Source organism: Polaromonas sp. Polasp52 (genome assembly GCF_059491565.1).
Genome location: NZ_CP168513.1, coordinates 1,289,496 through 1,309,292 on the forward strand (window position 1 = coordinate 1,289,496; position 19,797 = coordinate 1,309,292).

At 63.6% G+C, this 19,797-nt stretch carries 28 protein-coding genes; all 28 read right to left on the reverse strand.

Going from position 1 to position 19,797, the window contains the following annotated elements:
• Window positions 1-16: 16 nt before the first annotated feature.
• A complete protein-coding gene (tatC, locus tag ACEN9P_RS06085; protein WP_477661070.1) occupies window positions 17-817 on the reverse strand; it encodes a twin-arginine translocase subunit TatC in 801 nt (266 codons plus the stop codon).
• Window positions 818-884: 67 nt separating this feature from the next.
• Window positions 885-1,352, reverse strand: coding sequence for a Sec-independent protein translocase protein TatB (tatB, locus tag ACEN9P_RS06090; RefSeq protein ID WP_477661069.1), 468 nt, complete (start codon window positions 1,350-1,352; stop codon window positions 885-887).
• Window positions 1,353-1,367: 15 nt separating this feature from the next.
• On the reverse strand, window positions 1,368-1,607 hold the full coding sequence (gene tatA, locus ACEN9P_RS06095; protein ID WP_074577924.1) for a Sec-independent protein translocase subunit TatA: 240 nt from the start codon (window positions 1,605-1,607) through the stop codon (window positions 1,368-1,370).
• Between the two features lie 169 nt (window positions 1,608-1,776).
• The gene (locus tag ACEN9P_RS06100) at window positions 1,777-2,136 is read right to left on the reverse strand and encodes a histidine triad nucleotide-binding protein (protein ID WP_413327479.1); all 360 of its coding nucleotides are present in this window, start codon (window positions 2,134-2,136) and stop codon (window positions 1,777-1,779) included.
• Window positions 2,137-2,158: 22 nt separating this feature from the next.
• Window positions 2,159-2,509 (reverse strand): DUF4870 family protein, encoded by a 351-nt coding sequence (locus tag ACEN9P_RS06105; RefSeq protein WP_477661068.1) that lies wholly within the window; start codon window positions 2,507-2,509, stop codon window positions 2,159-2,161.
• 55 nt (window positions 2,510-2,564) lie between these two features.
• Window positions 2,565-2,960, reverse strand: coding sequence for a phosphoribosyl-ATP diphosphatase (locus tag ACEN9P_RS06110; RefSeq protein ID WP_477661067.1), 396 nt, complete (start codon window positions 2,958-2,960; stop codon window positions 2,565-2,567).
• Window positions 2,947-3,369, reverse strand: a complete 423-nt coding sequence (gene hisI, locus ACEN9P_RS06115; RefSeq protein ID WP_495621400.1) for a phosphoribosyl-AMP cyclohydrolase — start codon at window positions 3,367-3,369, stop codon at window positions 2,947-2,949. The genes ACEN9P_RS06110 and hisI overlap by 14 nt, the downstream gene beginning before the upstream one ends.
• A gap of 126 nt (window positions 3,370-3,495) precedes the next feature.
• Window positions 3,496-4,275 carry an imidazole glycerol phosphate synthase subunit HisF gene (hisF, locus tag ACEN9P_RS06120; protein ID WP_495621401.1) on the reverse strand — a complete coding sequence of 260 codons (780 nt, stop codon included), beginning with the start codon at window positions 4,273-4,275 and terminating at the stop codon, window positions 3,496-3,498.
• 2 nt (window positions 4,276-4,277) lie between these two features.
• Complete coding sequence (locus ACEN9P_RS06125; RefSeq protein WP_074577918.1) at window positions 4,278-4,469, reverse strand: hypothetical protein; 192 nt, start codon at window positions 4,467-4,469, stop codon at window positions 4,278-4,280.
• On the reverse strand, window positions 4,462-5,202 hold the full coding sequence (gene hisA, locus ACEN9P_RS06130; RefSeq protein ID WP_007868120.1) for a 1-(5-phosphoribosyl)-5-[(5-phosphoribosylamino)methylideneamino]imidazole-4-carboxamide isomerase: 741 nt from the start codon (window positions 5,200-5,202) through the stop codon (window positions 4,462-4,464). Before hisA ends, ACEN9P_RS06125 begins: the two co-directional genes overlap by 8 nt.
• A gap of 99 nt (window positions 5,203-5,301) precedes the next feature.
• A complete protein-coding gene (gene hisH, locus ACEN9P_RS06135) occupies window positions 5,302-5,991 on the reverse strand; it encodes an imidazole glycerol phosphate synthase subunit HisH (protein ID WP_495621402.1) in 690 nt (229 codons plus the stop codon).
• A 112-nt stretch (window positions 5,992-6,103) separates the two neighbouring features.
• Window positions 6,104-6,712: an imidazoleglycerol-phosphate dehydratase HisB gene (gene hisB, locus ACEN9P_RS06140; protein WP_007868125.1), complete on the reverse strand. Its 609-nt coding sequence runs from the start codon at window positions 6,710-6,712 to the stop codon at window positions 6,104-6,106.
• A complete protein-coding gene (hisC, locus tag ACEN9P_RS06145; RefSeq protein WP_495621403.1) occupies window positions 6,709-7,803 on the reverse strand; it encodes a histidinol-phosphate transaminase in 1,095 nt (364 codons plus the stop codon). Before hisC ends, hisB begins: the two co-directional genes overlap by 4 nt.
• Window positions 7,800-8,258: a PIN domain-containing protein gene (locus ACEN9P_RS06150; RefSeq protein WP_495621404.1), complete on the reverse strand. Its 459-nt coding sequence runs from the start codon at window positions 8,256-8,258 to the stop codon at window positions 7,800-7,802. Before ACEN9P_RS06150 ends, hisC begins: the two co-directional genes overlap by 4 nt.
• Complete coding sequence (locus ACEN9P_RS06155) at window positions 8,255-8,488, reverse strand: hypothetical protein (protein WP_007868133.1); 234 nt, start codon at window positions 8,486-8,488, stop codon at window positions 8,255-8,257. The genes ACEN9P_RS06150 and ACEN9P_RS06155 overlap by 4 nt, the downstream gene beginning before the upstream one ends.
• Before the next feature lie 54 nt (window positions 8,489-8,542).
• Window positions 8,543-9,859, reverse strand: coding sequence for a histidinol dehydrogenase (gene hisD, locus ACEN9P_RS06160; protein WP_477661060.1), 1,317 nt, complete (start codon window positions 9,857-9,859; stop codon window positions 8,543-8,545).
• Between the two features lie 3 nt (window positions 9,860-9,862).
• Window positions 9,863-10,513: an ATP phosphoribosyltransferase gene (hisG, locus tag ACEN9P_RS06165; RefSeq protein WP_074577912.1), complete on the reverse strand. Its 651-nt coding sequence runs from the start codon at window positions 10,511-10,513 to the stop codon at window positions 9,863-9,865.
• Window positions 10,510-11,778 carry a UDP-N-acetylglucosamine 1-carboxyvinyltransferase gene (gene murA, locus ACEN9P_RS06170; protein WP_477661059.1) on the reverse strand — a complete coding sequence of 423 codons (1,269 nt, stop codon included), beginning with the start codon at window positions 11,776-11,778 and terminating at the stop codon, window positions 10,510-10,512. The genes hisG and murA overlap by 4 nt, the downstream gene beginning before the upstream one ends.
• 7 nt (window positions 11,779-11,785) lie before the next feature.
• Window positions 11,786-12,040: a BolA family protein gene (locus ACEN9P_RS06175; protein ID WP_477661058.1), complete on the reverse strand. Its 255-nt coding sequence runs from the start codon at window positions 12,038-12,040 to the stop codon at window positions 11,786-11,788.
• Window positions 12,041-12,042: 2 nt separating this feature from the next.
• On the reverse strand, window positions 12,043-12,798 hold the full coding sequence (locus tag ACEN9P_RS06180) for an ABC transporter permease (protein WP_495621405.1): 756 nt from the start codon (window positions 12,796-12,798) through the stop codon (window positions 12,043-12,045).
• Entirely contained in the window at window positions 12,795-13,760 is a 966-nt protein-coding gene (locus ACEN9P_RS06185) for an ABC transporter ATP-binding protein (RefSeq protein WP_477661056.1), read from the reverse strand. Before ACEN9P_RS06185 ends, ACEN9P_RS06180 begins: the two co-directional genes overlap by 4 nt.
• 69 nt (window positions 13,761-13,829) lie before the next feature.
• On the reverse strand, window positions 13,830-14,102 hold the full coding sequence (locus ACEN9P_RS06190; RefSeq protein ID WP_477661055.1) for an STAS domain-containing protein: 273 nt from the start codon (window positions 14,100-14,102) through the stop codon (window positions 13,830-13,832).
• A 15-nt stretch (window positions 14,103-14,117) separates the two neighbouring features.
• On the reverse strand, window positions 14,118-14,759 hold the full coding sequence (locus ACEN9P_RS06195; protein WP_477661054.1) for an MlaC/ttg2D family ABC transporter substrate-binding protein: 642 nt from the start codon (window positions 14,757-14,759) through the stop codon (window positions 14,118-14,120).
• Between the two features lie 202 nt (window positions 14,760-14,961).
• Window positions 14,962-15,705 carry an MlaA family lipoprotein gene (locus ACEN9P_RS06200; RefSeq protein ID WP_477661053.1) on the reverse strand — a complete coding sequence of 248 codons (744 nt, stop codon included), beginning with the start codon at window positions 15,703-15,705 and terminating at the stop codon, window positions 14,962-14,964.
• 14 nt (window positions 15,706-15,719) lie between these two features.
• Window positions 15,720-16,226, reverse strand: a complete 507-nt coding sequence (gene mlaD / locus ACEN9P_RS06205) for an outer membrane lipid asymmetry maintenance protein MlaD (protein ID WP_477661052.1) — start codon at window positions 16,224-16,226, stop codon at window positions 15,720-15,722.
• Between the two features lie 132 nt (window positions 16,227-16,358).
• The gene (gene mlaE, locus ACEN9P_RS06210; RefSeq protein WP_477701121.1) at window positions 16,359-17,153 is read right to left on the reverse strand and encodes a lipid asymmetry maintenance ABC transporter permease subunit MlaE; all 795 of its coding nucleotides are present in this window, start codon (window positions 17,151-17,153) and stop codon (window positions 16,359-16,361) included.
• Window positions 17,150-17,995, reverse strand: a complete 846-nt coding sequence (locus ACEN9P_RS06215) for an ABC transporter ATP-binding protein (protein ID WP_477661050.1) — start codon at window positions 17,993-17,995, stop codon at window positions 17,150-17,152. The genes mlaE and ACEN9P_RS06215 overlap by 4 nt, the downstream gene beginning before the upstream one ends.
• Window positions 17,996-18,241: 246 nt before the next feature.
• Entirely contained in the window at window positions 18,242-19,708 is a 1,467-nt protein-coding gene (locus tag ACEN9P_RS06220; protein WP_477701122.1) for a glutamate synthase subunit beta, read from the reverse strand.
• Window positions 19,709-19,797: the final 89 nt, after the last annotated feature.

The window sequence follows — 19,797 nt, forward strand, 5'->3', positions numbered from 1 at the left end:
GCCGGGCAGCCGGGGCTCAGGGCTTGGCCGCTTCGGCCTCGCTGTCGTCTTCGGGCTTTTTGGTGTGCTTGACGAACAGCTGCGCGGCGACGATGCCCACCTCATAGAGGCCGCCGACAACACCCAGCAGCATGATCATGGAGCCCGCGTCGGGCGGCGTCACCAATGCGGTGCCGACGGCCGCGGCCACCCAGAAGTAGCCGCGGTATTCGCGCAGCTGGGCCACGCTGAGCACGCCCATGCGCACCAGCAGGATCACCGCGATCGGCACCTCAAAGGCCAGCCCGAAGGCCAGGAACATGCCAAGCACGAAACTCAGGTATTCCTCGATATCCGGCGTGGCGATGATGGACTTGGGCGCAAAGCTCTGGATGAAATGAAACACCTGGCCGAACACCACGAAATAGCAGAAAGCCACGCCGACAAAAAACAGCACGGTGCTGGAGACCACCAGCGGCATGACGAGTTTTTTCTCGTGCGAATACAGGCCCGGCGCGACAAAAGCCCAGACCTGGTAAAGCACCACCGGCAGCGCGATCATGAAGGCCGCCATGAACAGTATCTTGATCGGCACCACAAAAGGGGTGATCACGCTGATGGCGATCAGTTTGGAGCCCTGGGGCAGGGTTGCCACCAGCGGCGCGGCCATCAGGTCATACAGGGCACTGGCGCCCGGATAAAAAGCCAGCACGGCTGCCGCGATGCCAATGGCGATCACCGCCTTGATCATCCGGTCGCGCAGCTCCATGAGGTGCTGCACAAAAGGCTGCTCAGTGCCCGCGAGTTCGTCGGGCTTGTCGGTGTTGGGATCGCTCATGAAGGAAGTTTGCGCTGTAGGGGTGGCGCCGGAAGATGCGCAAAAAACAGGAGATCGGCAGCAAGGCTCAAGACAGGCGGCCCGGCTGCGGACGGAAGCGTGCCACACGGGCGGCCCCCGACTGCGCGCGGGTGCGCACGCCGGTACGGGCCTTGTACCACTGGGGCGTTGCGCCCTGCTTGAGGCGCCACTTCTTTTTCGGGTGCTTGTATTCGGGGAAGATTTCCATGCCCGGCAAGGCGCCAGAGGACGACTCGCCGGTGGCCTCGGCCCAGGATTTTTCAAAATCGCTGGCGTTGGTCTGGATGGAATTCTCGACGTCGCGGGCCGCGCCCTCGACGGATTCCTTCATCTTCTTGAGTTCGTCCAACTCCATGGAGCGGTTGACCTCATTTTTGACGTCGGCCACATAGCGCTGCGCCTTGCCCAGCAAGGTGCCCACGGTGCGCGCCACGCGCGGCAGCTTTTCCGGGCCGATCACGATCAGCGCCACGGCGCCTATCAGCGCCATTTTGGAAATGCCGAGGTCAATCACTGAGTCAGGCCTGAATTACGACTTCTGGCGGGCTTCGACGTCGATCGTCGTTTTGTCCGAAGCTTGTGCGTTCGTGACGCTGGCAGGCGGCACAGGCGTGTCGGCGGGAGGCTGTCCGCCGTCCTTCATGCCGTCCTTGAAGCCTTTGACCGCGCTGCCGAGGTCGCTGCCCATGTTCTTGAGCTTTTTGGTGCCGAACACCATGACCACGATCAACAGCACGATCAGCCAGTGCCAAATGGAAAATGAACCCATGATTTGCTCCTAATCTGTAAATACCGCTGTAAATGCACTATTGCCGGTTTTGGGTCGGCTTGCACGCAATTGCCTTGATTCTAAAGGCCAGTACCCGCCGGGGCGCCGATTACACACATTGGCCTACCGGGTTAGTGTGCCAGCGCAGCCCGGGGTTCCCGGCGCCTTGCTAACCCTTCAACCAGGGCCGCGGCCCGCCGATCACGTGAAAGTGCAGGTGATGCACTTCCTGCCCGCCTTCGGCGCCGGTGTTGGTCACGATGCGGTAACCGCCCGCCGGGTAGGGGTTGCAGCCCTGCTCCATCGCCAGCTTGGGCGCCAGCACCATCATGCGGCCCATCAGCGCGGCGTGCTCGGGGCCCACCTGTGCCATGGACGGGATGTGCGCCTTGGGGATGATCAAAAAATGCACCGGCGCCCAGGGATTGATGTCGTGGAAGGCGAACAATTCGTCGTCCTCATACACCTTGCGGCTCGGAATGGCGCCCGCGGCGATCTTGCAGAAAATGCAGTTGTCGGAATGGCTCATGGCTGGGTCGGTTTGAGGGAGCTTAGGTCGGGCGGTGGCTGTTAAAACGCATCCAGCCGCGCACGCAGCGATACAAATACCAGAGCCACACGATACCGTAGGCGACAAAGCCCGGGAGCACAAACAGCAGCCACAGCGGCGACAGCAGCACCAGCCAGCCCAGCGTCCACCAGAAGGTGCGGATCATGTAGTTGTGGTGGTCGATGTAAAGCGCGTCGGATTCGTCGGCACGGCGTATGTAGTTGACGATCACGGCAATCACCGCGAACACGCCGCCGCTGAACCAGGCCAGCGTGTGCAGTGCGTACAGCACGTGCATCACAAGACGGTCGTTGGGGTTTTTGCCCTCGAATTCGGCCAGATCGGTTTCCATGGGGGGTCAGCTTCCTGTCACAGTCAAGTCAAAATGAAATCGATGGCCGGCGCGCTCACGGTTTTTCGGCTGCGTCGCGGTGCTGGGCCTTGCGCAGCGCTTTTTCCTCGATGCCGCTGGTGCCTTCGCGGCGCTCCAGCTCGGCAATCACGTCGGCCGGGCTCAGGCCGTAATGCGCCAGTGCGATCAGGCTGTGGAACCACAGGTCGGCGACCTCGCCGACCAGCTTGCCCTTGAGCCCGGCCGTCGCGCCGCCCTGGGCCAGCGCGCAATCAATGTCCTTGGCGGCCATCACGGTTTCGGTGGCCTCCTCGCCGATTTTTTTCAGGAAGGCGTCCGGGCCCTTGTGCAGCAGGCGCGCCACATAACTTGTGTCCGGGTCGCCGCCATTGGCCGCCTTGCGGCTTTCGATGATTTGCGCCAGGCGCTGGAGGGAGTCATTCGTGGTCATGTTTGCCGGGAGTCTGTTTGTACATGCTTGTCGGGTCTTTCAGGACCGGCTCGGTCACTACCCACTGGCCGTCTTTATACACACTGAAAAAGCAGCTGTGGCGGCCCGTGTGGCAGGCGATGCCCGGCGTGTGGCCCAGCTGCGTCACCTTGAGCAGGATCACATCGTTGTCGCAATCCAGGCGGATTTCATGCACCGTTTGCTGGTTTCCGGATTCCTCGCCCTTGTGCCAGAGGCGGCCGCGCGAGCGGCTGTAGTAAACCGCCTGGCCCAGCTCGGCGGTTTTTTGCAGCGCCTCGCGGTTCATCCAGGCGAACATGAGCACATCGCCGCTGGAGGCTTCCTGCGCAATGACGGGGATCAGGCCCTTGTCGTCCCAGCTAATCTCGTCTAACCAATTTTGGGTCATGAGGCAATTGTCACGGATTTGGAAGGACACACTACAGCAAGGATATCGCGGGACCGGCTTTGCCGGACCGCAGATATCGCCCCAGCAGGGGGGAAGGCGCTACACGCAGTGAGCGTCCGACGGGGGTTACAACCTTACTGGGATGCCTCGTTCGGCCATATGCTGCTTGGCCTGCTGCACCGTGTATTCGCCGTAATGGAAGATGCTGGCGGCCAGCACCGCATCGGCGCCGCCGGTCTGTATGCCGTCGGCAAGGTGCTCAAGATTGCCGACGCCGCCCGAGGCGATCACCGGCACGCTGACGGCGTCGCTCACCGCGCGGGTCAGGGCCAGGTCAAAACCCGACTTGGTGCCGTCGCGGTCCATGCTGGTCAGCAAAATCTCGCCGGCGCCGCGCCGCGCCATTTCGGCGGCCCAGGCCACGGCGTCCATGCCGGTGTTTTTGCGCCCGCCGTGGCTGTAGACGTCCCAGCCCGGGCCGCGGGTTTTGGCGTCTTCCTCGCTGCGGCGCTTGGCGTCTATCGCCACCACGATGCACTGCGAGCCGTATTTGGCGGACGCATCGGCGATCACCTGCGGATTAGCAATGGCGGCCGAGTTGAAGCTGGTCTTGTCGGCCCCGGAATTGAGCAGGCGGCGAACGTCCTCCACCGTGCGAACACCACCACCCACCGTGAGGGGGATGAAGACTTGCGAAGCTACCGCCTCGATGATGGGCAGGATCAGGTCGCGACCGTCGCTGGTGGCAGTGATGTCGAGGAAGGTGAGCTCATCGGCGCCCTGCTCGTTGTAGCGAGCGGCGATTTCCACCGGGTCGCCGGCATCACGCAGCTGGGTGAAGTTAACGCCCTTCACGACGCGGCCGCCGGTGACGTCAAGGCAGGGAATGATTCGTTTGGCGAGCATGGTTAGGAAAAGAAGAAAGCTATGAACGCAATCACCGGCACGGAAAGAATAAACCAGGCGAAGAAGCCAAGGTATTCACCAGGAGGCAGATTGCAGTAGTGGATCAGAACACCAAACCAGGCAATCAGCCAAAACAAGCCTAAAAGATATGGCCAAGAGGGGCCCAGGTCTTTCTTCTGACCCTTTTTATCCATTCAACTCATCTGCCCTGGCCTGAGCCTTCTCAAAATCCAGGTCGCCGCTGTAGATAGAGCGGCCGCAGATCACGCCTTCCACGCCCTCTTCCTCGACTTCGCAGAGCTTTTCGATGTCGGCCATGTTCGAGAGGCCGCCGGAGGCGATCACGGGAATGGTCAGGGCCTGGGCCAGCTTGACGGTGGCGTCGATGTTGATGCCGGTCAGCATGCCGTCGCGGCCAATGTCGGTGTAGATGATGGACTCGACGCCGTAGTCCTGGAATTTCTTGCCCAGGTCTATGACCTCGTGCCCCGTCATCTTGCTCCAGCCGTCGGTGGCGACCTTGCCGTCCTTGGCGTCCAAGCCGACGATGATGTGGCCGCCGAAGGCCGTGCAGGCGTCCTGCAGGAAGCCGGGGTTCTTCACGGCGGCGGTGCCGATGATGACGTAGCGCAGGCCGGCATCCAGGTAGCGCTCAATCGTGTCCAGGTCGCGGATGCCGCCGCCCAGTTGCACGTCGATTTCACTGCCCACTTCGGCCAGGATCTGCTTGATGGCCTGCTCGTTGCGGGGCTTGCCCGCGAAGGCGCCGTTCAAGTCCACCAGGTGCAGGCGGCGCGCGCCCTTGTCGACCCAGTTGCGCGCCATGGCGGCCGGGTCTTCACTGAAGATGGTGGATTGATCCATGTCGCCCTGTTTGAGGCGAACGCAGTGACCGTCTTTCAGGTCAATCGCGGGGATAAGTAGCATGTGGCGGTAAAAAAGACGGTAAAAAAAGAAAACGGGTGCTCAGGGTAACAAAAAGTCCGGTGTCCCGGTACCGGGTCTGACCCAAGGCGCTCCCGTCGGCTAGGGATTCCAGTGCAGGAAGTTGCGGTACAGGGCCAGTCCGTGGTCGGCGCTTTTCTCGGGATGGAACTGGGTCGCAAAAATATTATCGCGTGCAATCGCCGCCGCAAAGCGCGCGCCGTAGTCGGCTTCGCCGGCGATGTGGCGCGCGTCCGACGGGTGGGCATAAAAGCTGTGCACAAAATAAAAGTACGCGCCGTCGGGCACGCCGTCCCAGACCGGGTGGGCTTTTGCCGTGCCCGCACCATTTTGGTAGACCTGGTTCCAGCCCATCTGCGGCACCTTGTAGCGGCTGCCGTCGGGCTGCGTCCTGCCCGCCAGTTCGAACTTGACGACCTCGCCGGGAATCAGCCCCAGGCCGTTGGTGCCGGCGCCGCCGTCGCCGGGCTGGCCTTCGTCGCTGTGGCTCAGCAGCATCTGCATGCCCACGCACACGCCGAACAGCGGCTTGTGGGCCGCCGCGTGCAGCACCGACTCCAGCATGCCGGAATCGGCCAGTTCGCGCATGCAGTCGGCAATCGCGCCCTGGCCGGGCAGCACGATGCGCTCGGCCTGCATGACGTCCTCGGCTTTGGAGGTCACGAGCACTTCAAAGCCGCTGCCCGCCGCCACATGGCGCACGGCCTGAGACACGGAATGCAGGTTGCCCATGCCGTAGTCGACCACGGCCACTGTTTTGGGTTTTGCCATCAGGGGTTCAAGAAGGGTTGACTGTGAATTTAGGGGCTGCCGGCGCCCATTTGTAGGGGGCTACGCCAAAAAAACGGGGTGGAACCCGGCGCGGCAACTTTTGGAGGGTGGCTTAGAGCGAGCCTTTGGTCGAGGGAATCACGCCGGCCGCGCGCGGGTCTATCTCCAGCGCCATGCGCAGCGCGCGGGCAAAAGCCTTGAACACGGTCTCGGCCTGGTGGTGGGCGTTTTCACCCTTGAGGTTGTCGATGTGCAAGGTCACGAAGGCGTGATTTACAAAGCCCTGAAAGAATTCGTAGGCGAGCTGGCTGTCGAAGGTACCGATCATGCCGCTCTTGAAGGGCACATGCATTTCCAGCCCCGGGCGGCCCGAGAAGTCGACCACCACGCGCGACAGCGCTTCGTCCAGCGGCACATAGGCATGGCCGTAGCGGCGCAGGCCTTTTTTGTCGCCCACGGCCTTGGCCACGGCCTGGCCCAGCGTGATGCCCACATCTTCCACCGTGTGGTGGCCGTCGATGTGCAGGTCGCCCTTGGCCTGGATGTCCAGGTCTATCAGCCCGTGGCGGGCGATCTGGTCCAGCATGTGGTCGAAAAAGCCTATGCCCGTGGACAGGCTGGCCTTGCCGGTGCCGTCGAGGTTGAGCTTGACGGTGATCTGGGTCTCGGCGGTGTTGCGCGAGACCTCGGCGATGCGGGGAGCGAGGGTTGGGGTAGTCATAGGGATTTTTCAAGCGCCGCCAGCATTTGCGCGTTCTCGTCCGCGGTGCCGACCGTCAGGCGCAAACAATTGGCCAGCAATGGATGCATTTTAGAAACGTTTTTGACCAGCACCTTGTGGGATTTCATGCCCTCAAAGGTTTTGGCCGCATCGGGCACGCGCACCAGGATCATGTTGGCATCGCTTTTCCAGGCCTTGACGCCCTTGGCCGCCATGCCGGCCAGCGCGTCCATCAGCACGGCACGCTGGGCCACCAGCTCGCCGGCCTGGGCGGCGAATTCGGCCTGGTGCTCCAGCGCGAACAGCGCGCACTCGTAATTGAGCACGCTGATGTTGTAGGGCGGGCGCACCTTGTCGACCTCGGCGATCAAGGCCCTGGGGCCCATCATGTAACCGAGGCGCACACCGGCCAGGCCGAACTTGCTCAGGGTGCGCATCAGCAGCACATGGCCGTGCCTGGCAATGCGGTCTATATAACTTTTGCTTGAAAACGGCTGGTAGGCCTCGTCCATCACCACCAGCCCGGGCGCCGCCTCGATGATTTTTTCGATCACCGCGTCGTCCCACAGGTTGGCCGTGGGGTTGTTGGGGTAGGCCAGGTAGATGATGGAAGGCTGGTGCTCTTCGATCGCGGCCAGCATGGCGGCTTCGTCGAGTTCAAAGTCGGCCGTCAGCGGCACGCCGATGAATTTGAGGCCCTGCAGCTGCGCGCTCATGGCGTACATCACAAAACCCGGCAGCGGCGCCAGGATGGAGCCGCCCTCCACGTCACAGGCCATGGCCAACAACGAAATCAGCTCGTCCGAGCCGTTGCCCAGCATGATGTCGAAGCCTTCGGGCATCTGCGCATAGTCGGCCAGCGCACGGCGCAGCTCATTGACCCGGCCGTCAGGGTAACGGTTCAGCGCCAGCGCGCCCAGGCGCTGGCCCAGCTTGGCCTGCAGCGCCATGGGCAGGCGGTGCGGGTTCTCCATGGCATCGAGCTTGACCATGCCGGCCGAGTCCTGGATGGCATAGGCGTGCATGGACTGCACGTCCTGGCGTATCAGCTTTTTGAATTTGGGATCCAGAGAGGGGGCAGGCAGGGTCATGGAAGGTTCTCCAGCAGTTCAATGCCGGTTTTAAAAGGGTTGATCACCTGGACACCGCCGTAGTGCTGCTCATGCGCCAGGCCTTCGCTGAGCAGGTAACGGCAGCCCAGGTGCTGGGCCGCGGCGACGACCAGGCTGTCGCGGTAGTGCAGGCCGTAGCGGCTTTCCACCGCCCAGGCGGATTCGACGGTCGCGTGGTCGGTTAACCAGGGCTGCCAGAGTTCATAGCGGCGCACCTCGGCGCGCGCATCGCCGGCCGGCATGGGCGGCTCGATCTTGCGCGTGGCCAGCAGGTAAAACTCATTGAGCACCTGGGTGCTGGTGCGGCCCAGCCCGCGCCGCCACAGCACGGCCAGCCAGGCCAGGGCGGCCTGCTGTTTGGCCCGGTCAGCACCGTCTTCGCTATGCAGCAGGATGCTGGCGTCCACAAAAACGCCGGTAGAAGCCTCGCTCATGCGCCGCGCTCGTCGAGTTCAAGGCGCGTGGGATAGGGCTGCCCGTTGGACACCCAGAGCCTGTCCTTGTTTTGCCAGTCGTGCAGGGCGCGCTGGTAGGCGTCGGTGCGCTGCATCTTCTCGGCCAGCATCTCGCCCACCAGACGCGAGACGCTGGTATTGCGCCGCGCCGCCTCGATGCGCACCCATTCCAGGGCGGCATCGTCCACGGTGATGGTCACGTTCTTCATGGCCTGAAGTTTACACGAATTTCGTGTTGCACGAAATTCGTGTGATTTAAGGCCTTATTTCAGCCGCATCTCGGCCGCCCGCGCATGCGCCTGCAAACCCTCGCCATAAGCCAGTTCAGCGGCAATCTTGCCCAGCACCTGGGCGCCGGCTTCGCTGACCTCGATCAGGCTGGAGCGCTTCTGGAAGTCGTAGACGCCCAGCGGGCTCGAAAAGCGTGCCGTGCCGCTGGTGGGCAGCACGTGGTTGGGGCCGGCGCAGTAGTCGCCCAGCGATTCGCTGGTGTAGGCGCCCAGGAAGATGGCGCCGGCGTGCTTGAGCAGCGGCTCCCACTTGTGCGGCTCGCGGCTGGAGACTTCCAGGTGTTCGGGCGCGATGCGGTTGCTGATCTCGCAGGCTTCTTCCATGCTGCGCGTGTGGATCAGCGCGCCGCGGCCGCTCAGGGATTTGGCGATGATCTCGGCGCGCGGCATGTCGGGCAGCAGGCGGTCAATCGCGGCCTGCACCTGGTCGATATAGGCGGCGTCGGGGCACAGCAAAATGCTTTGCGCGAGTTCGTCGTGCTCGGCCTGGCTGAACAAGTCCATGGCGACCCAGTCGGCCGGTGTGCTGCCGTCGGCCAGCACCAGGATTTCCGAGGGGCCGGCGATCATGTCTATGCCCACCGTGCCGAAGACGCGTTTCTTGGCGCTGGCCACGTAGGCATTGCCGGGGCCGGTGATTTTGTCGACCTTGGGCACGGTCTGCGTGCCGTAGGCCAGCGCGGCCACGGCCTGAGCGCCGCCAATCGTGAAGGCGCGGGTCACGCCGGCCACATAGGCGGCGGCCAGCACCAGGGCGTTTTTTTCGCCCTTGGGCGTGGGCACGACCATGATGATTTCGCCGACGCCGGCCACATGGGCGGGGATCGCATTCATCAACACCGACGACGGGTAGGCCGCCTTGCCGCCGGGCACATAGATGCCGACGCGGTCCAGCGGCGTGACCTTCTGGCCCAGCAGGGTGCCGTCCTCGTCGCGGTAGCTCCAGCTTTCGCCGCTGGCCTTCTTCTGGGCCTCGTGGTAGCTGCGCACGCGGCGCGCGGCGGCTTCGAGCGCATCGCGCTGGGCCGCGGGAATGGTGTCAAACGCGGCCTTCAACTCGGCCTGGGTGAGCTCCAACTCCCCCATGGCGGCAACGTTGAGCCCGTCAAAGCGCGCCGTGTATTCGAGCACCGCCGCATCGCCGCGCTGCTGCACATCGGCCAGGATGTCGGCCACGCGCTGCTCGATGGCTGCGTCGGTGTCGGCGGACCAATGCAGGCGCGCCTTGAATTCGGCCTCAAATGCGGCGGAAACCGTGGATAGGCGGGCGGGCGCGGCGGTCAGTTTCATGGCTCAGGATTTTCGCGAGGAGGCCGTGGCGGCCGAAAGGGCATCTATCAATTGGCGTATCGGCGCCTGCTTGAGCTTGAGCGCGGTCTGGTTCACCACCAGGTGCGAGCTGATGTCCATGATGCGCTCGACTTCGACCAGGTGGTTGGCCCTGAGCGTGCTGCCGGTGGACACCAGGTCGACGATGGCGTCGGCCAGGCCGGTGAGCGGTGCCAGCTCCATGCTGCCGTAGAGCTTGATCAGGTCGACGTGCACGCCCTTGGTGGCGAAAAAGTCGCGCGCGATCGCCACGTACTTGGTGGCGACTTTGAGGCGCGAGCCCTGGCGCACGGCTGCGGCGTAGTCAAAGCCTTCGCGCACGGCCACGCTGATGCGGCATTTGGCGATCTGCAAATCGAGCGGCTGGTACAGGCCCTGGCTGCCGGATTCGAGCAGAGTGTCCTTGCCGACCACACCGAGGTCGGCGCCGCCGTACTGCACATAGGTGGGCACGTCGGTGGCACGCACCAGCACCACGCGCACGCCGGGCTGGTTGGTGTCCAGGATCAGCTTGCGGGATTTTTCGGGGTCGTCCAGCACCTCGATGCCGGCGCTTTTGAGCAGCGGCAGGATGTCGTCGAAGATGCGGCCCTTGGACAGTGCGAGCGTGATCATGCTTTCACCCGTTCGATATCGGCGCCGATTCCGCGCAGCTTGGCTTCCATCTGGTCATAGCCGCGGTCCAGGTGGTAGATGCGGTCCACCAGGGTTTCGCCTTCGGCCACCAGGCCGGCGATCACCAGGCTGGCGGAGGCGCGCAAGTCGGTGGCCATGACGGTGGCACCAGACAACTTTTCGACACCTTCCATGACGGCGATCTTGCCGTCGATCTGGATCTTGGCGCCCAGGCGCACCATCTCGTTGACGTGCATGAAGCGGTTCTCAAAAATCGTCTCGGTCACGGTGCTGCTGCCCAGCGCGATGGCATTGAGCGCCATGAACTGGGCTTGCATGTCGGTCGGGAAGCCGGGGTACTCGGTGGTGCGGAAGGATTGCGCCTTCATGCGGCCGCTGGCCTGGATGCGGATAAAGCCCTCGCCAGCCGTCACCACCGCGCCGGCTTCGCGCAGCTTGTCGATCACGGCATCAAGGTGGTCGGCGCGGCCGTGCTTGAGCACCACATCGCCGCCGGCGGCGGCGACCGCGCACAAAAAGGTGCCGGTCTCTATGCGGTCGGCCACCACCTGGTGGGTGCAGCCGTGCAAGCGGTCCACGCCCTGGATGCGGATGCGGCGCGTGCCGTGGCCTTCAATCTTCGCGCCCATCTTGATGAGCATTTCAGCCAGGTCGCCGATCTCGGGTTCCTGGGCGGCGTTTTCCAGGATGGTCTCGCCTTCGGCCAGGCTGGCGGCCATCAGGAAGTTTTCGGTGCCGGTGACGGTCACCATGTCGGTGGTGATGCTGGCGCCCTTGAGCCTCTTCTGGCCGGCCGGCAGCTTGGCGATCATGTAGCCGTGCTCGACCACGATCTCGGCGCCCATGGCCTGCAGTCCCTTGATGTGCTGGTCCACCGGGCGCGAACCGATGGCGCAGCCGCCCGGCAGCGACACCGTGGCCTCGCCGAAGCGCGCCAGCAATGGGCCCAGGGCCAGTACGGAAGCTCGCATGGTCTTGACCAGCTCGTAGGGCGCCTCGGGCGAGCTCAGCGGCCCGGCATTGATGCGCACCGTGCCGTCGTCGCCGCGCTCGGCTTCCACGCCCATGTTGCGGATCAGCTTGAGCATGGTGGCCACGTCCTGCAGGCGCGGGACATTACGCAGCGTCACCTCGTCGGCTGTCAGCAGCGCGGCACAGAGCTCGGGCAGCGCGGCATTCTTGGCGCCGGAAATTTCGACCGTGCCGGCCAGCGGCTTGCCGCCCTTGATGAGTAGTTTGTCCATGTTCTTTTCAGTTCGCGTTGCCGTTGTTGGTAGTGGCCCATTCGGTGGGCGTGTAGGTTTTCATCGACAGCGCATGCACCTCGTCGGTCTGCATGCGGCCGCCCAGCGTGGCGTAGACCTTCTGGTGGCGCTGGATCAGGCGCTGGCCTTCAAAGGCGCTGGACACCACGGTGGCATACCAGTGCCGGCCGTCGCCCGACAGCTCGATGTGCTCGCAGGGCAGGCCCGCGGCGATGATGGATTGCAGTTCTTCGCTGGTCATGTCTAGTGTCTTATTTTGTAGCCGGTGCGCAGCAGGTTGACGGCCACCGCGCTGACGGCCAGCAAGGCCGTCGCGACAATGCCCAGGCTCAGCCAGGGCGAGACGTCGCTGACGCCGAAAAAGCCGTAGCGGAAACCGTCGATCATGTAGAAAAAGGGGTTCAGGTGGCTGACCTTCTGCCAGAAGGGCGGCAGCGAGTGGATGGAGTAAAACACGCCGCTCAGAAACGTCATGGGCATGATGACGAAGTTCTGGAAGGCCGCCATCTGGTCGAATTTCTCGGACCACAGCCCTGCGATCACGCCCAGGGCGCCCAGCATGGCGGCGCCCAGCACCGCGAACAGCATGATCCACAGCGGCGCCACAAAGGCCGGCTGGCCGAAAAACACGGTGACGGCGAACACGCCCACACCGACCAGCAGGCCGCGCGCGACCGAGGAGCCCACATAGGCGAAAAACCAGTGCCAGTGCGACAGCGGCGTGAGCAACACAAACACCAGGCTGCCCATGATCTTGCTCTGGATCAGCGAGGAGGAGCTGTTGGCAAAAGCGTTCTGCAGCACGCTCATCATCACCAGGCCGGGCACCAGGAAGGCGGTGTAGCTGACCTGGTCGTATACCTTGACCTGGTCCTGCAGCACATGGCCGAAGATCAGCATGTAGAGCACGGCGGTCAGCACCGGCGCGCCCACGGTCTGGAAGCCTACCTTCCAGAAGCGCAGGGTTTCCTTGTACAAAAGGGTTTGCCAGCCTGTCATGTTGCTACTTTCGCGAGATCTACCGCCACGGCCGGGGTTTCGCCGGCGGGCTTTTTGTTCATGACGTCGAGGAAGACGTCTTCGAGGTCGGCCTTGCGGATTTCAACGTCCTCGGCCACCAGGCCCGCCTCGCGGATCGCCGCGAGGTATTGCTCGATCTCATGGGCGTTGTGCGCCGGGAACTGCACAATGCGGCCGGTGATGCGGGCCTGCACCGCCAGGTGCACGGGCAGTTCGCTGTCGATCTTGAAGCGCAGCACGTTGGAAGACGCCGCCTTGAGCAGCTCGGAGGTTTGCGCCAGCGCCACCACCCGCCCCTGCTTGAGCATGGCGATGCGGCTGCACAGGGCTTCGGCTTCTTCGAGGTAATGCGTGGTCAGCAACACCGTGCTGCCCTGCTTGTTGAGTTTGGCGATGAACTGCCAGAGGGTCTGGCGCAGCTCCACGTCGACACCGGCGGTGGGCTCGTCCAGCACGATGACCTGCGGCTTGTGCACCAGGGCCTGCGCCACCAGCACGCGGCGCTTCATGCCCCCGGAAAGCTGGCGCATATTGGCGTTGGCTTTGTCGGCCAAGCCCAGGCTGACCAGCAGTTCGTCTATCCAGTCGTCATTGCGCTTGATGCCGAAATAGCCGGACTGGATGCGCAGCGCCTCGCGCACCGAGAAAAAGGGATCGAACACCAGCTCCTGCGGCACCACGCCGAGCTTTCGGCGGGCGCTGGCGTAGTCGGCCAGCACGTCGCTACCGTGGACCTTGACGGTGCCGCTGCTGGCGCGCGAGAGGCCGGCCAGTATGCTGATGAGGGTGGTTTTTCCAGCGCCGTTGGGGCCCAGCAGGCCAAAAAATTCGCCCTGCCGGATATCGAAACTGACGTCGTCAAGCGCCTTGACGACCGGACCCGTTTGATTTCGCGCGGAGGAATAGGTTTTGGAGACGGACTGGAATGAGATCGCTGGCATGAGCCCGCCATTTTAAGGGCGGATGCCGTTTTGGCCGGGCCGGGCCGTGGAATGCCCCGTGGCGGCGGCTCAGGCTGCGGCGGCCGGAATCAATTCCGCCACGCCGTACAGGCCCGCCAGCTGGCGTAGCCGGGGCGGCAAGCCCGCCACGGCAAACTCCTTGCCGGCGGCCAGCGCTTCACGCCGGCACTCCAGCAGCACCGCCAGGGCGGAGGAATCAAACTCCCTGAGCGCGCCGGCGTCCGCCACCACGCCGGCGGGCTGGGACAGCACGGCCTGCTTCAGGCCGAGCGCAAAACCTGCGGCCTCGGCGTGCGTGAGGACGGGGGGAAGCGTGAGCACCGGCAACTCGCCCGCTCAGGACTTCTTGGCCACCGAGCCGCTGTTGGACTGGTTGCGCTGCACCAGCGAGGCGATCAGGCCGTCCACGCCCTTGGCGCTGATTTCCTGGGCAAACTGGGTGCGGTAGGTTTCCACCAGCCACACGCCTAGCACATTGAGGTCATATATCTTCCAGCCCGAGGGGGTTTTTTCCATGCGGTAATCCAGCTGGACGGGGTCACCCCGGCCCAAGACTTCGGTGCGCACCACCACTTCGGTGTCGGCGGCCTCCGCGCGCAGCGGCTTGACGCTGACCGTCTGGTCGCTGACCTGCGCCAGGGCACCGGAATAGGTGCGGATCAGCAGGATCTTGAATTCTTCCTGCAGCTTCTTTTGCTGCTCGGGCGTGGCCTGGCGCCAGTTGCGGCCCACGGCGGCAGCCGTCATGCGCGTGAAGTTCACGTTGGGCATGATTTTGCTGTCGACCAGGGACAGCACTTTGGTCAGGTCGCCGGCTTTCACCGCCTTGTCGGTCTTGATGTTGTCCAGCACTTCGGCCGACACGCGTTTGATCAGGGCGTCCGGGGCCTCGTCGGCGGCGCGCACAAAAGGCGCGGCGCCCAGCAAGGCGAGGCTGAGGGTGGCGGTCAACAAGTGGCCAAGGGTTCTGCGTTTCATGGTGCTCCTTCATATCGAAACATGGGGCTCAGTGTCGCGGGCATCGGGTTGATGCACGGCGCGCTGAAAACCGGTGCTTCGAGGGTATTTTGCGGGATGGTTTCCGGACTGGGGATGAAGTTATTCGGCAGTCTTGTAAATATTGGCACTGCCGGGCTCTCACAAGACCGGGTTTTCCCCTGTAAAAGCCTGTTTCAACTGCTTACTTGGCTGCCGGCTTAGGCTGCGCGCCTTCAGGCAGGTCGAAGCGTTCTTCCTTTTCCACCGGCGTGTTGCCGATCAGGCTGTTGCGGCGCTGCTGGTAGATATCGCGGGTAAAGCTGTATTTGTCCAGGGCCGCCTGGTCCAGCACATCGCCGGCGCCCAGCAGGTTGGCGCGCACATTGACCGCGCGCAGTGTCGTCAGGCTGTTGCGGACACGGACGTTCTTGGCCTGGCTGACCGCGTCCAGCTGGTAATCCACCACCAGGCCGGCTGTGTCGCGCACCGAGGAAGGGCCCAACACCGGCAGCACCAGGTAAGGACCCGAGCCCACGCCCCAGACACCCAGGGTCTGGCCGAAGTCTTCCGAGTGCTTCTGGATTTTCATTTCACTGGCCACGTCAAAAATGCCGCCCAGGCCCCAGAGGGTGTTGGTGGTGACGCGGAACAGGCTGTCGGCGGCGGCTTCGCCCTTGCCCTGCAGCAGGTTGTTGACCATGGACCAGACGTCGGAAATGTTGCCGAAGAAGCTGGTGACGCCGGTGCGCACCGGCTGGGGCGTGACGTCGCGGTAAGCGGTGGCCACGGGCTTGAGGACGGCGCGGTCCAGGCCCTCGTTGAAGCCGAACATGGCCCGGTTAAACGGCTCCAGCGGATCGGACGGATTGGCGCCCGGGCCGGTTGCGCATCCCTGGAGCAGCGCCACTGCGAGAACGGCACCGGCCCACCCTGTTGATTTTTTCATTGTGTTGTTGTTCGTCATTTTTTTTCTGTCGTCGCTGGTGGCGGCGCAGACCCTGATCCGGAACTGCTGTCCGCCGCTTTACTGTATAAAAACTGGCTGATCAGATTCTCAAGCACCACGGCGGACTGCGTGTTTTTGGTCACATCCCCCGCGGCGAAATTTTTCTCGTCCCCGCCGGCCTCCACGCCGATGTACTGCTCGCCGAGCAGGCCGCTGGTCAATATCTTCAGCGAGCTGTCCTTGGGAAACACATAACGGCTCTCCATGGCCAGGCTCACGCTGGCCTGGTAGGACTTGTCGTCGAAAGTGATGTTTTCAACCCGCCCGACCACCACACCCGCGCTTTTGACCGCGGCACGCGGCTTCAGGCCGCCAATATTGTCGAATTTCGCCGTGATCCTGTAAGAAGTGTCGAAATTCAGTGAGAGAAGGTTGGCGGACTTCAGCGCCAGGAACAGGATGGCCAGGCCCCCGATCAGGACAAACAGGCCAACCCAGAGATCATTTTTGGAGCGTTGCATTGTTTTCTTTCAGTGGCCCGGCAAGGAAGCCGCGGCTTGGGCCTTGCGCCATCCCTTCAAGGCAGACACTGGAATGGCGGATTTTCTCATGGACAAATTAAAAATGTTTGAAGGCGGTTATACGGCTACAAGCTACAGGCTGAACATGGACGCGGTCAGCAGGAAGTCCAGCCCCAGCACGGCCAGCGAGGCCACCACCACGGTGCGCGTGGTGGCGCGCGAGACGCCCTCGGGCGTGGGCTGGGCTTCAAAGCCCTGGTGCAGGGCGACAAAGGTGACGGTCACGCCGAACACAAAACTCTTGATGATGCCGTTGCCCACGTCGCGCCAGACATCCACGCCGGACTGCATCTGGCTCCAGAAGGAGCCGGCGTCTATGCCTATCATGACCACGCCGACCAGCCAGCCGCCCAGGATGCCCACGGCGCTGAACACCGCGGCCAGCAAGGGCATGGCGATGATGCCGCCCCAAAAACGCGGCGCCAGGATGCGGCGTATCGGGTCCACCGCCATCATCTCCATGGCCGACAGCTGCTCGCCGGCTTTCATCAGGCCGATTTCGGCGGTCAGGGCCGTGCCGGCGCGGCCGGCGAACAGCAGCGCCGTGACCACCGGCCCGAGCTCGCGCACCAGGCTGAGAGCCACCAGCAGGCCCAGCGCCTCGGCCGAACCGTAGCGCTGCAGCGTGTAGTAGCCCTGCAGGCCCAGCACAAAGCCCACAAAGAGGCCGGATACCGCGATGATGGCCAGCGAATAGTTGCCCAAAAAGAAAATCTGGTCGCGCACCAGGCCAAAACGGGCCAGGGCCGGCCCGCTCAGGGCGACCAGGCGCGACATGAGCCGCGCGGCATAGCCAACGTCGGCCAGCTGCCTGCGCACCGCAAAACCGAGGTCGGACACCAGGGTGACGGGACTGTAGCGGCTCATGCGCGCTCCTTTTTGGCGGCGTCCGCGTTGCCGAAATCGGCCTCCACGCCCGGCCCGGGGTAATGGAATTTCACCGGGCCCTCGCTCTCGGCATTGACGAACTGGTGCACCAGCGGGTCGGTGGAGCGCCTGACTTCATCGGGCGTTCCCTGGGCCGCGATGCTGCCGTTGGCCAGGATGATGACTTTGTCGGCGATGCGGAAGGTTTCCTCGAGGTCGTGCGAGACGACGATGCTGGTGATGCCCAGCGTGTCATTGAGCTGACGTATGAGCTGCGCGGCGGTGCCCAGCGAGATGGGGTCCAGCCCGGAAAAGGGCTCGTCGTACATGATGAGTTCGGGGTCCAGCACGATGGCGCGGGCCAGCGCCACGCGCCTGGCCATGCCGCCGGAGATTTCACTGGGCATCAGGTCGCGCGCGCCGCGCAGGCCCACGGCGTTGAGTTTCATCAGCACGATGTCGCGGATCAGGCGTTCATTCAGCGCCGTGTGCTCGCGCAGCGGGAAGGCGACGTTGTCGAACACGCTCAAATCGGTGAACAGCGCGCCGAACTGGAACAGCATGCCCATGCGCCGGCGTGCGGCGTACAGCTCCTGCTGCACCAGCCGGCCCACGTCCTGGCCGTCAAACAGCACGGCGCCGCCGGTGGCTTTTTGCTGGCCGCCTATCAGGCGCAGCACGGTGGTCTTGCCGCCGCCCGAGGCACCCATCAACGCGGTGACCTTGCCGCGCGGCACGGACAGGGTGACCCGGTCCAGAATGACGCGGTCGCCCGCGGAACCCGGGTAGGAGAAGGTCACATCCTTGAATTCAACCAGTGAAGAAGCGAGGGTGTCGGCCATGGAGAAAAAGAAGGGCCGACAAGCGCGCCGGCGAACTAGGGGAATGCCCTAATGATACGGGGTTTGGCCGCACCCATCCCGGGAAGTAATACCAGGCAGTAATACCGTGGGGTTTCCGTCACGCCGCTTGCAGCGCAGGCCGTCGCACCCAGGCACAGCCTGGGGTTTCCTCAGTCGTCTGGTTCAGCAAGGCAGGTCGCTGTAACCCATCAAAAGCTCGTCGACCGCGCGCGCGGCCTGGCGGCGCTAGCGAGGCAGGTCGCTATAGCCCATCAAAAATTCGTCGACGGCACGCGCAGCTTGGCGGCCTTCGCGAATCGCCCATACGACCAGGCTTTGGCCGCGGCGGATGTCGCCGGCGGCAAACACCTTGGGCACATTGGTGGCATAGCCGCCGGTGAAGTCGGTGCCCGCCTTGGCGTTGCCGCGGTTGTCTTTTTCAACGCCGAAAGCATCCAGCACGGAAGCCACCGGCGAGACAAAGCCCATGGCCAGCAGCACCAGGTCGGCCTTGAGGGTCTGCTCGGAGCCGGGCACCTCGGCCATCTTGCCGTCTTTCCACTCGACGCGAACGGTCTTCAGGCCCGTGACCTTGCCTTTTTCACCGATCAGTTCCTTGGTGGAGATGGCGAACTCGCGCTCGCAGCCTTCCTCGTGCGAGGAAGAGGTGCGCAGCTTGATGGGCCAGTAAGGCCAGGTCAGGGGGCGGTTTTCCTCTTCGGGCGGCTGGGGCATCAGTTCAAACTGCGTGACGCTGACGGCGCCGTGGCGGTTGCTGGTACCCACGCAGTCGGAGCCGGTGTCGCCGCCGCCTATCACGATGACGTGCTTGCCGTCGGCGCGCAGCTGGCCTTTGACCTTGTCGCCGGCGTTGACCTTGTTCTGCTGGGGCAAAAATTCCATCGCGAAATGCACGCCGTCCAGGTCGCGGCCGGGCACGGGCAGGTCGCGCGACTGCTCGGCGCCGCCGGTCAGCATCACGGCATCAAAGTCTTTTTGCAGCTGCTCGGGGCTGATGCTTTCCTTGGCCCAGTTGGTGACCTTGGAGTCCTTGGGCAAGCTGCCCACCATCACGCCGGTGCGGAATATCACGCCTTCGGCCTTCATCTGCTCGACGCGGCGGTCGATGTGGACTTTTTCCATCTTGAAGTCAGGGATGCCGTAGCGCAGCAGGCCGCCAATGCGGTCGTTCTTCTCGAACAGGGTGACCTCGTGGCCGGCGCGCGCCAGCTGCTGGGCCGCGGCCATACCGGCGGGGCCGGAGCCGACGACGGCGACCTTCTTGCCGGTCTTGTGTTTGGGCATGACCGGCTTGACCCAGCCTTCGGACCAGGCGCGGTCGATGATGGCGTGCTCGATGGACTTGATGCCGACGGCGTCGTCGTTCACGTTCAGCGTGCAGGCGGCCTCACAGGGCGCCGGGCAGATGCGGCCGGTGAACTCGGGGAAGTTGTTGGTGCTGTGCAGCGTGTCGATCGCGTTTTTCCAGTCGGCGCGAAACACCATGTCGTTGAAGTCGGGAATGATGTTGTTGACCGGGCAGCCGTTGTTGCAGAACGGCGTGCCGCAGTCCATGCAGCGCGCCGCCTGCTTGTTGGCCTGCGCGTCGTCCAGCCCGATGACAAATTCGCGGTAGTTCTTCAGGCGCTCCGGCACGGGCTTGTAGCCCTCCTCGATGCGCTCGTATTCCATGAAGCCGGTGATTTTTCCCATGATGAGGTCCTGTGCGATTCTTTTTTAAGCTTTTCCGGCTGCCGGCCCGTCATCACGGGCGCTGGCAGTTCCGGTTCAATGCAAGCGTG

What these genes read in the sequence shown, in the direction of transcription:
- murA (WP_477661059.1), bottom strand. Translation starts at nt 11,778, where the DNA reads ATGGACAAACTACTCATCAAGGGCGGCAAGCCGCTGGCCGGCACGGTC.
- hisH (WP_495621402.1), bottom strand. Translation starts at nt 5,991, where the DNA reads ATGGCAAAACCCAAAACAGTGGCCGTGGTCGACTACGGCATGGGCAAC.
- ACEN9P_RS06220 (WP_477701122.1), bottom strand. Translation starts at nt 19,708, where the DNA reads ATGGGAAAAATCACCGGCTTCATGGAATACGAGCGCATCGAGGAGGGC.
- ACEN9P_RS06100 (WP_413327479.1), bottom strand. Translation starts at nt 2,136, where the DNA reads ATGAGCCATTCCGACAACTGCATTTTCTGCAAGATCGCCGCGGGCGCC.
- ACEN9P_RS06155 (WP_007868133.1), bottom strand. Translation starts at nt 8,488, where the DNA reads ATGAAGAACGTGACCATCACCGTGGACGATGCCGCCCTGGAATGGGTG.
- tatC (WP_477661070.1), bottom strand. Translation starts at nt 817, where the DNA reads ATGAGCGATCCCAACACCGACAAGCCCGACGAACTCGCGGGCACTGAG.
- ACEN9P_RS06200 (WP_477661053.1), bottom strand. Translation starts at nt 15,705, where the DNA reads ATGAAAAAATCAACAGGGTGGGCCGGTGCCGTTCTCGCAGTGGCGCTG.
- tatA (WP_074577924.1), bottom strand. Translation starts at nt 1,607, where the DNA reads ATGGGTTCATTTTCCATTTGGCACTGGCTGATCGTGCTGTTGATCGTG.
- hisI (WP_495621400.1), bottom strand. Translation starts at nt 3,369, where the DNA reads ATGACCCAAAATTGGTTAGACGAGATTAGCTGGGACGACAAGGGCCTG.
- hisB (WP_007868125.1), bottom strand. Translation starts at nt 6,712, where the DNA reads ATGACTACCCCAACCCTCGCTCCCCGCATCGCCGAGGTCTCGCGCAAC.
- ACEN9P_RS06175 (WP_477661058.1), bottom strand. Translation starts at nt 12,040, where the DNA reads ATGACCAGCGAAGAACTGCAATCCATCATCGCCGCGGGCCTGCCCTGC.
- ACEN9P_RS06180 (WP_495621405.1), bottom strand. Translation starts at nt 12,798, where the DNA reads ATGACAGGCTGGCAAACCCTTTTGTACAAGGAAACCCTGCGCTTCTGG.
- hisC (WP_495621403.1), bottom strand. Translation starts at nt 7,803, where the DNA reads ATGACCCTGCCTGCCCCCTCTCTGGATCCCAAATTCAAAAAGCTGATA.
- mlaD (WP_477661052.1), bottom strand. Translation starts at nt 16,226, where the DNA reads ATGCAACGCTCCAAAAATGATCTCTGGGTTGGCCTGTTTGTCCTGATC.
- ACEN9P_RS06105 (WP_477661068.1), bottom strand. Translation starts at nt 2,509, where the DNA reads ATGGAAACCGATCTGGCCGAATTCGAGGGCAAAAACCCCAACGACCGT.
- ACEN9P_RS06195 (WP_477661054.1), bottom strand. Translation starts at nt 14,759, where the DNA reads ATGAAACGCAGAACCCTTGGCCACTTGTTGACCGCCACCCTCAGCCTC.
- hisF (WP_495621401.1), bottom strand. Translation starts at nt 4,275, where the DNA reads ATGCTCGCCAAACGAATCATTCCCTGCCTTGACGTCACCGGCGGCCGC.
- mlaE (WP_477701121.1), bottom strand. Translation starts at nt 17,153, where the DNA reads ATGAGCCGCTACAGTCCCGTCACCCTGGTGTCCGACCTCGGTTTTGCG.
- hisA (WP_007868120.1), bottom strand. Translation starts at nt 5,202, where the DNA reads ATGCTACTTATCCCCGCGATTGACCTGAAAGACGGTCACTGCGTTCGC.
- ACEN9P_RS06110 (WP_477661067.1), bottom strand. Translation starts at nt 2,960, where the DNA reads ATGACCACGAATGACTCCCTCCAGCGCCTGGCGCAAATCATCGAAAGC.
- ACEN9P_RS06125 (WP_074577918.1), bottom strand. Translation starts at nt 4,469, where the DNA reads ATGGATAAAAAGGGTCAGAAGAAAGACCTGGGCCCCTCTTGGCCATAT.
- hisG (WP_074577912.1), bottom strand. Translation starts at nt 10,513, where the DNA reads ATGATCACGCTCGCACTGTCCAAGGGCCGCATCTTCGACGACATCCTG.
- ACEN9P_RS06150 (WP_495621404.1), bottom strand. Translation starts at nt 8,258, where the DNA reads ATGAGCGAGGCTTCTACCGGCGTTTTTGTGGACGCCAGCATCCTGCTG.
- hisD (WP_477661060.1), bottom strand. Translation starts at nt 9,859, where the DNA reads ATGAAACTGACCGCCGCGCCCGCCCGCCTATCCACGGTTTCCGCCGCA.
- ACEN9P_RS06215 (WP_477661050.1), bottom strand. Translation starts at nt 17,995, where the DNA reads ATGGCCGACACCCTCGCTTCTTCACTGGTTGAATTCAAGGATGTGACC.
- ACEN9P_RS06185 (WP_477661056.1), bottom strand. Translation starts at nt 13,760, where the DNA reads ATGCCAGCGATCTCATTCCAGTCCGTCTCCAAAACCTATTCCTCCGCG.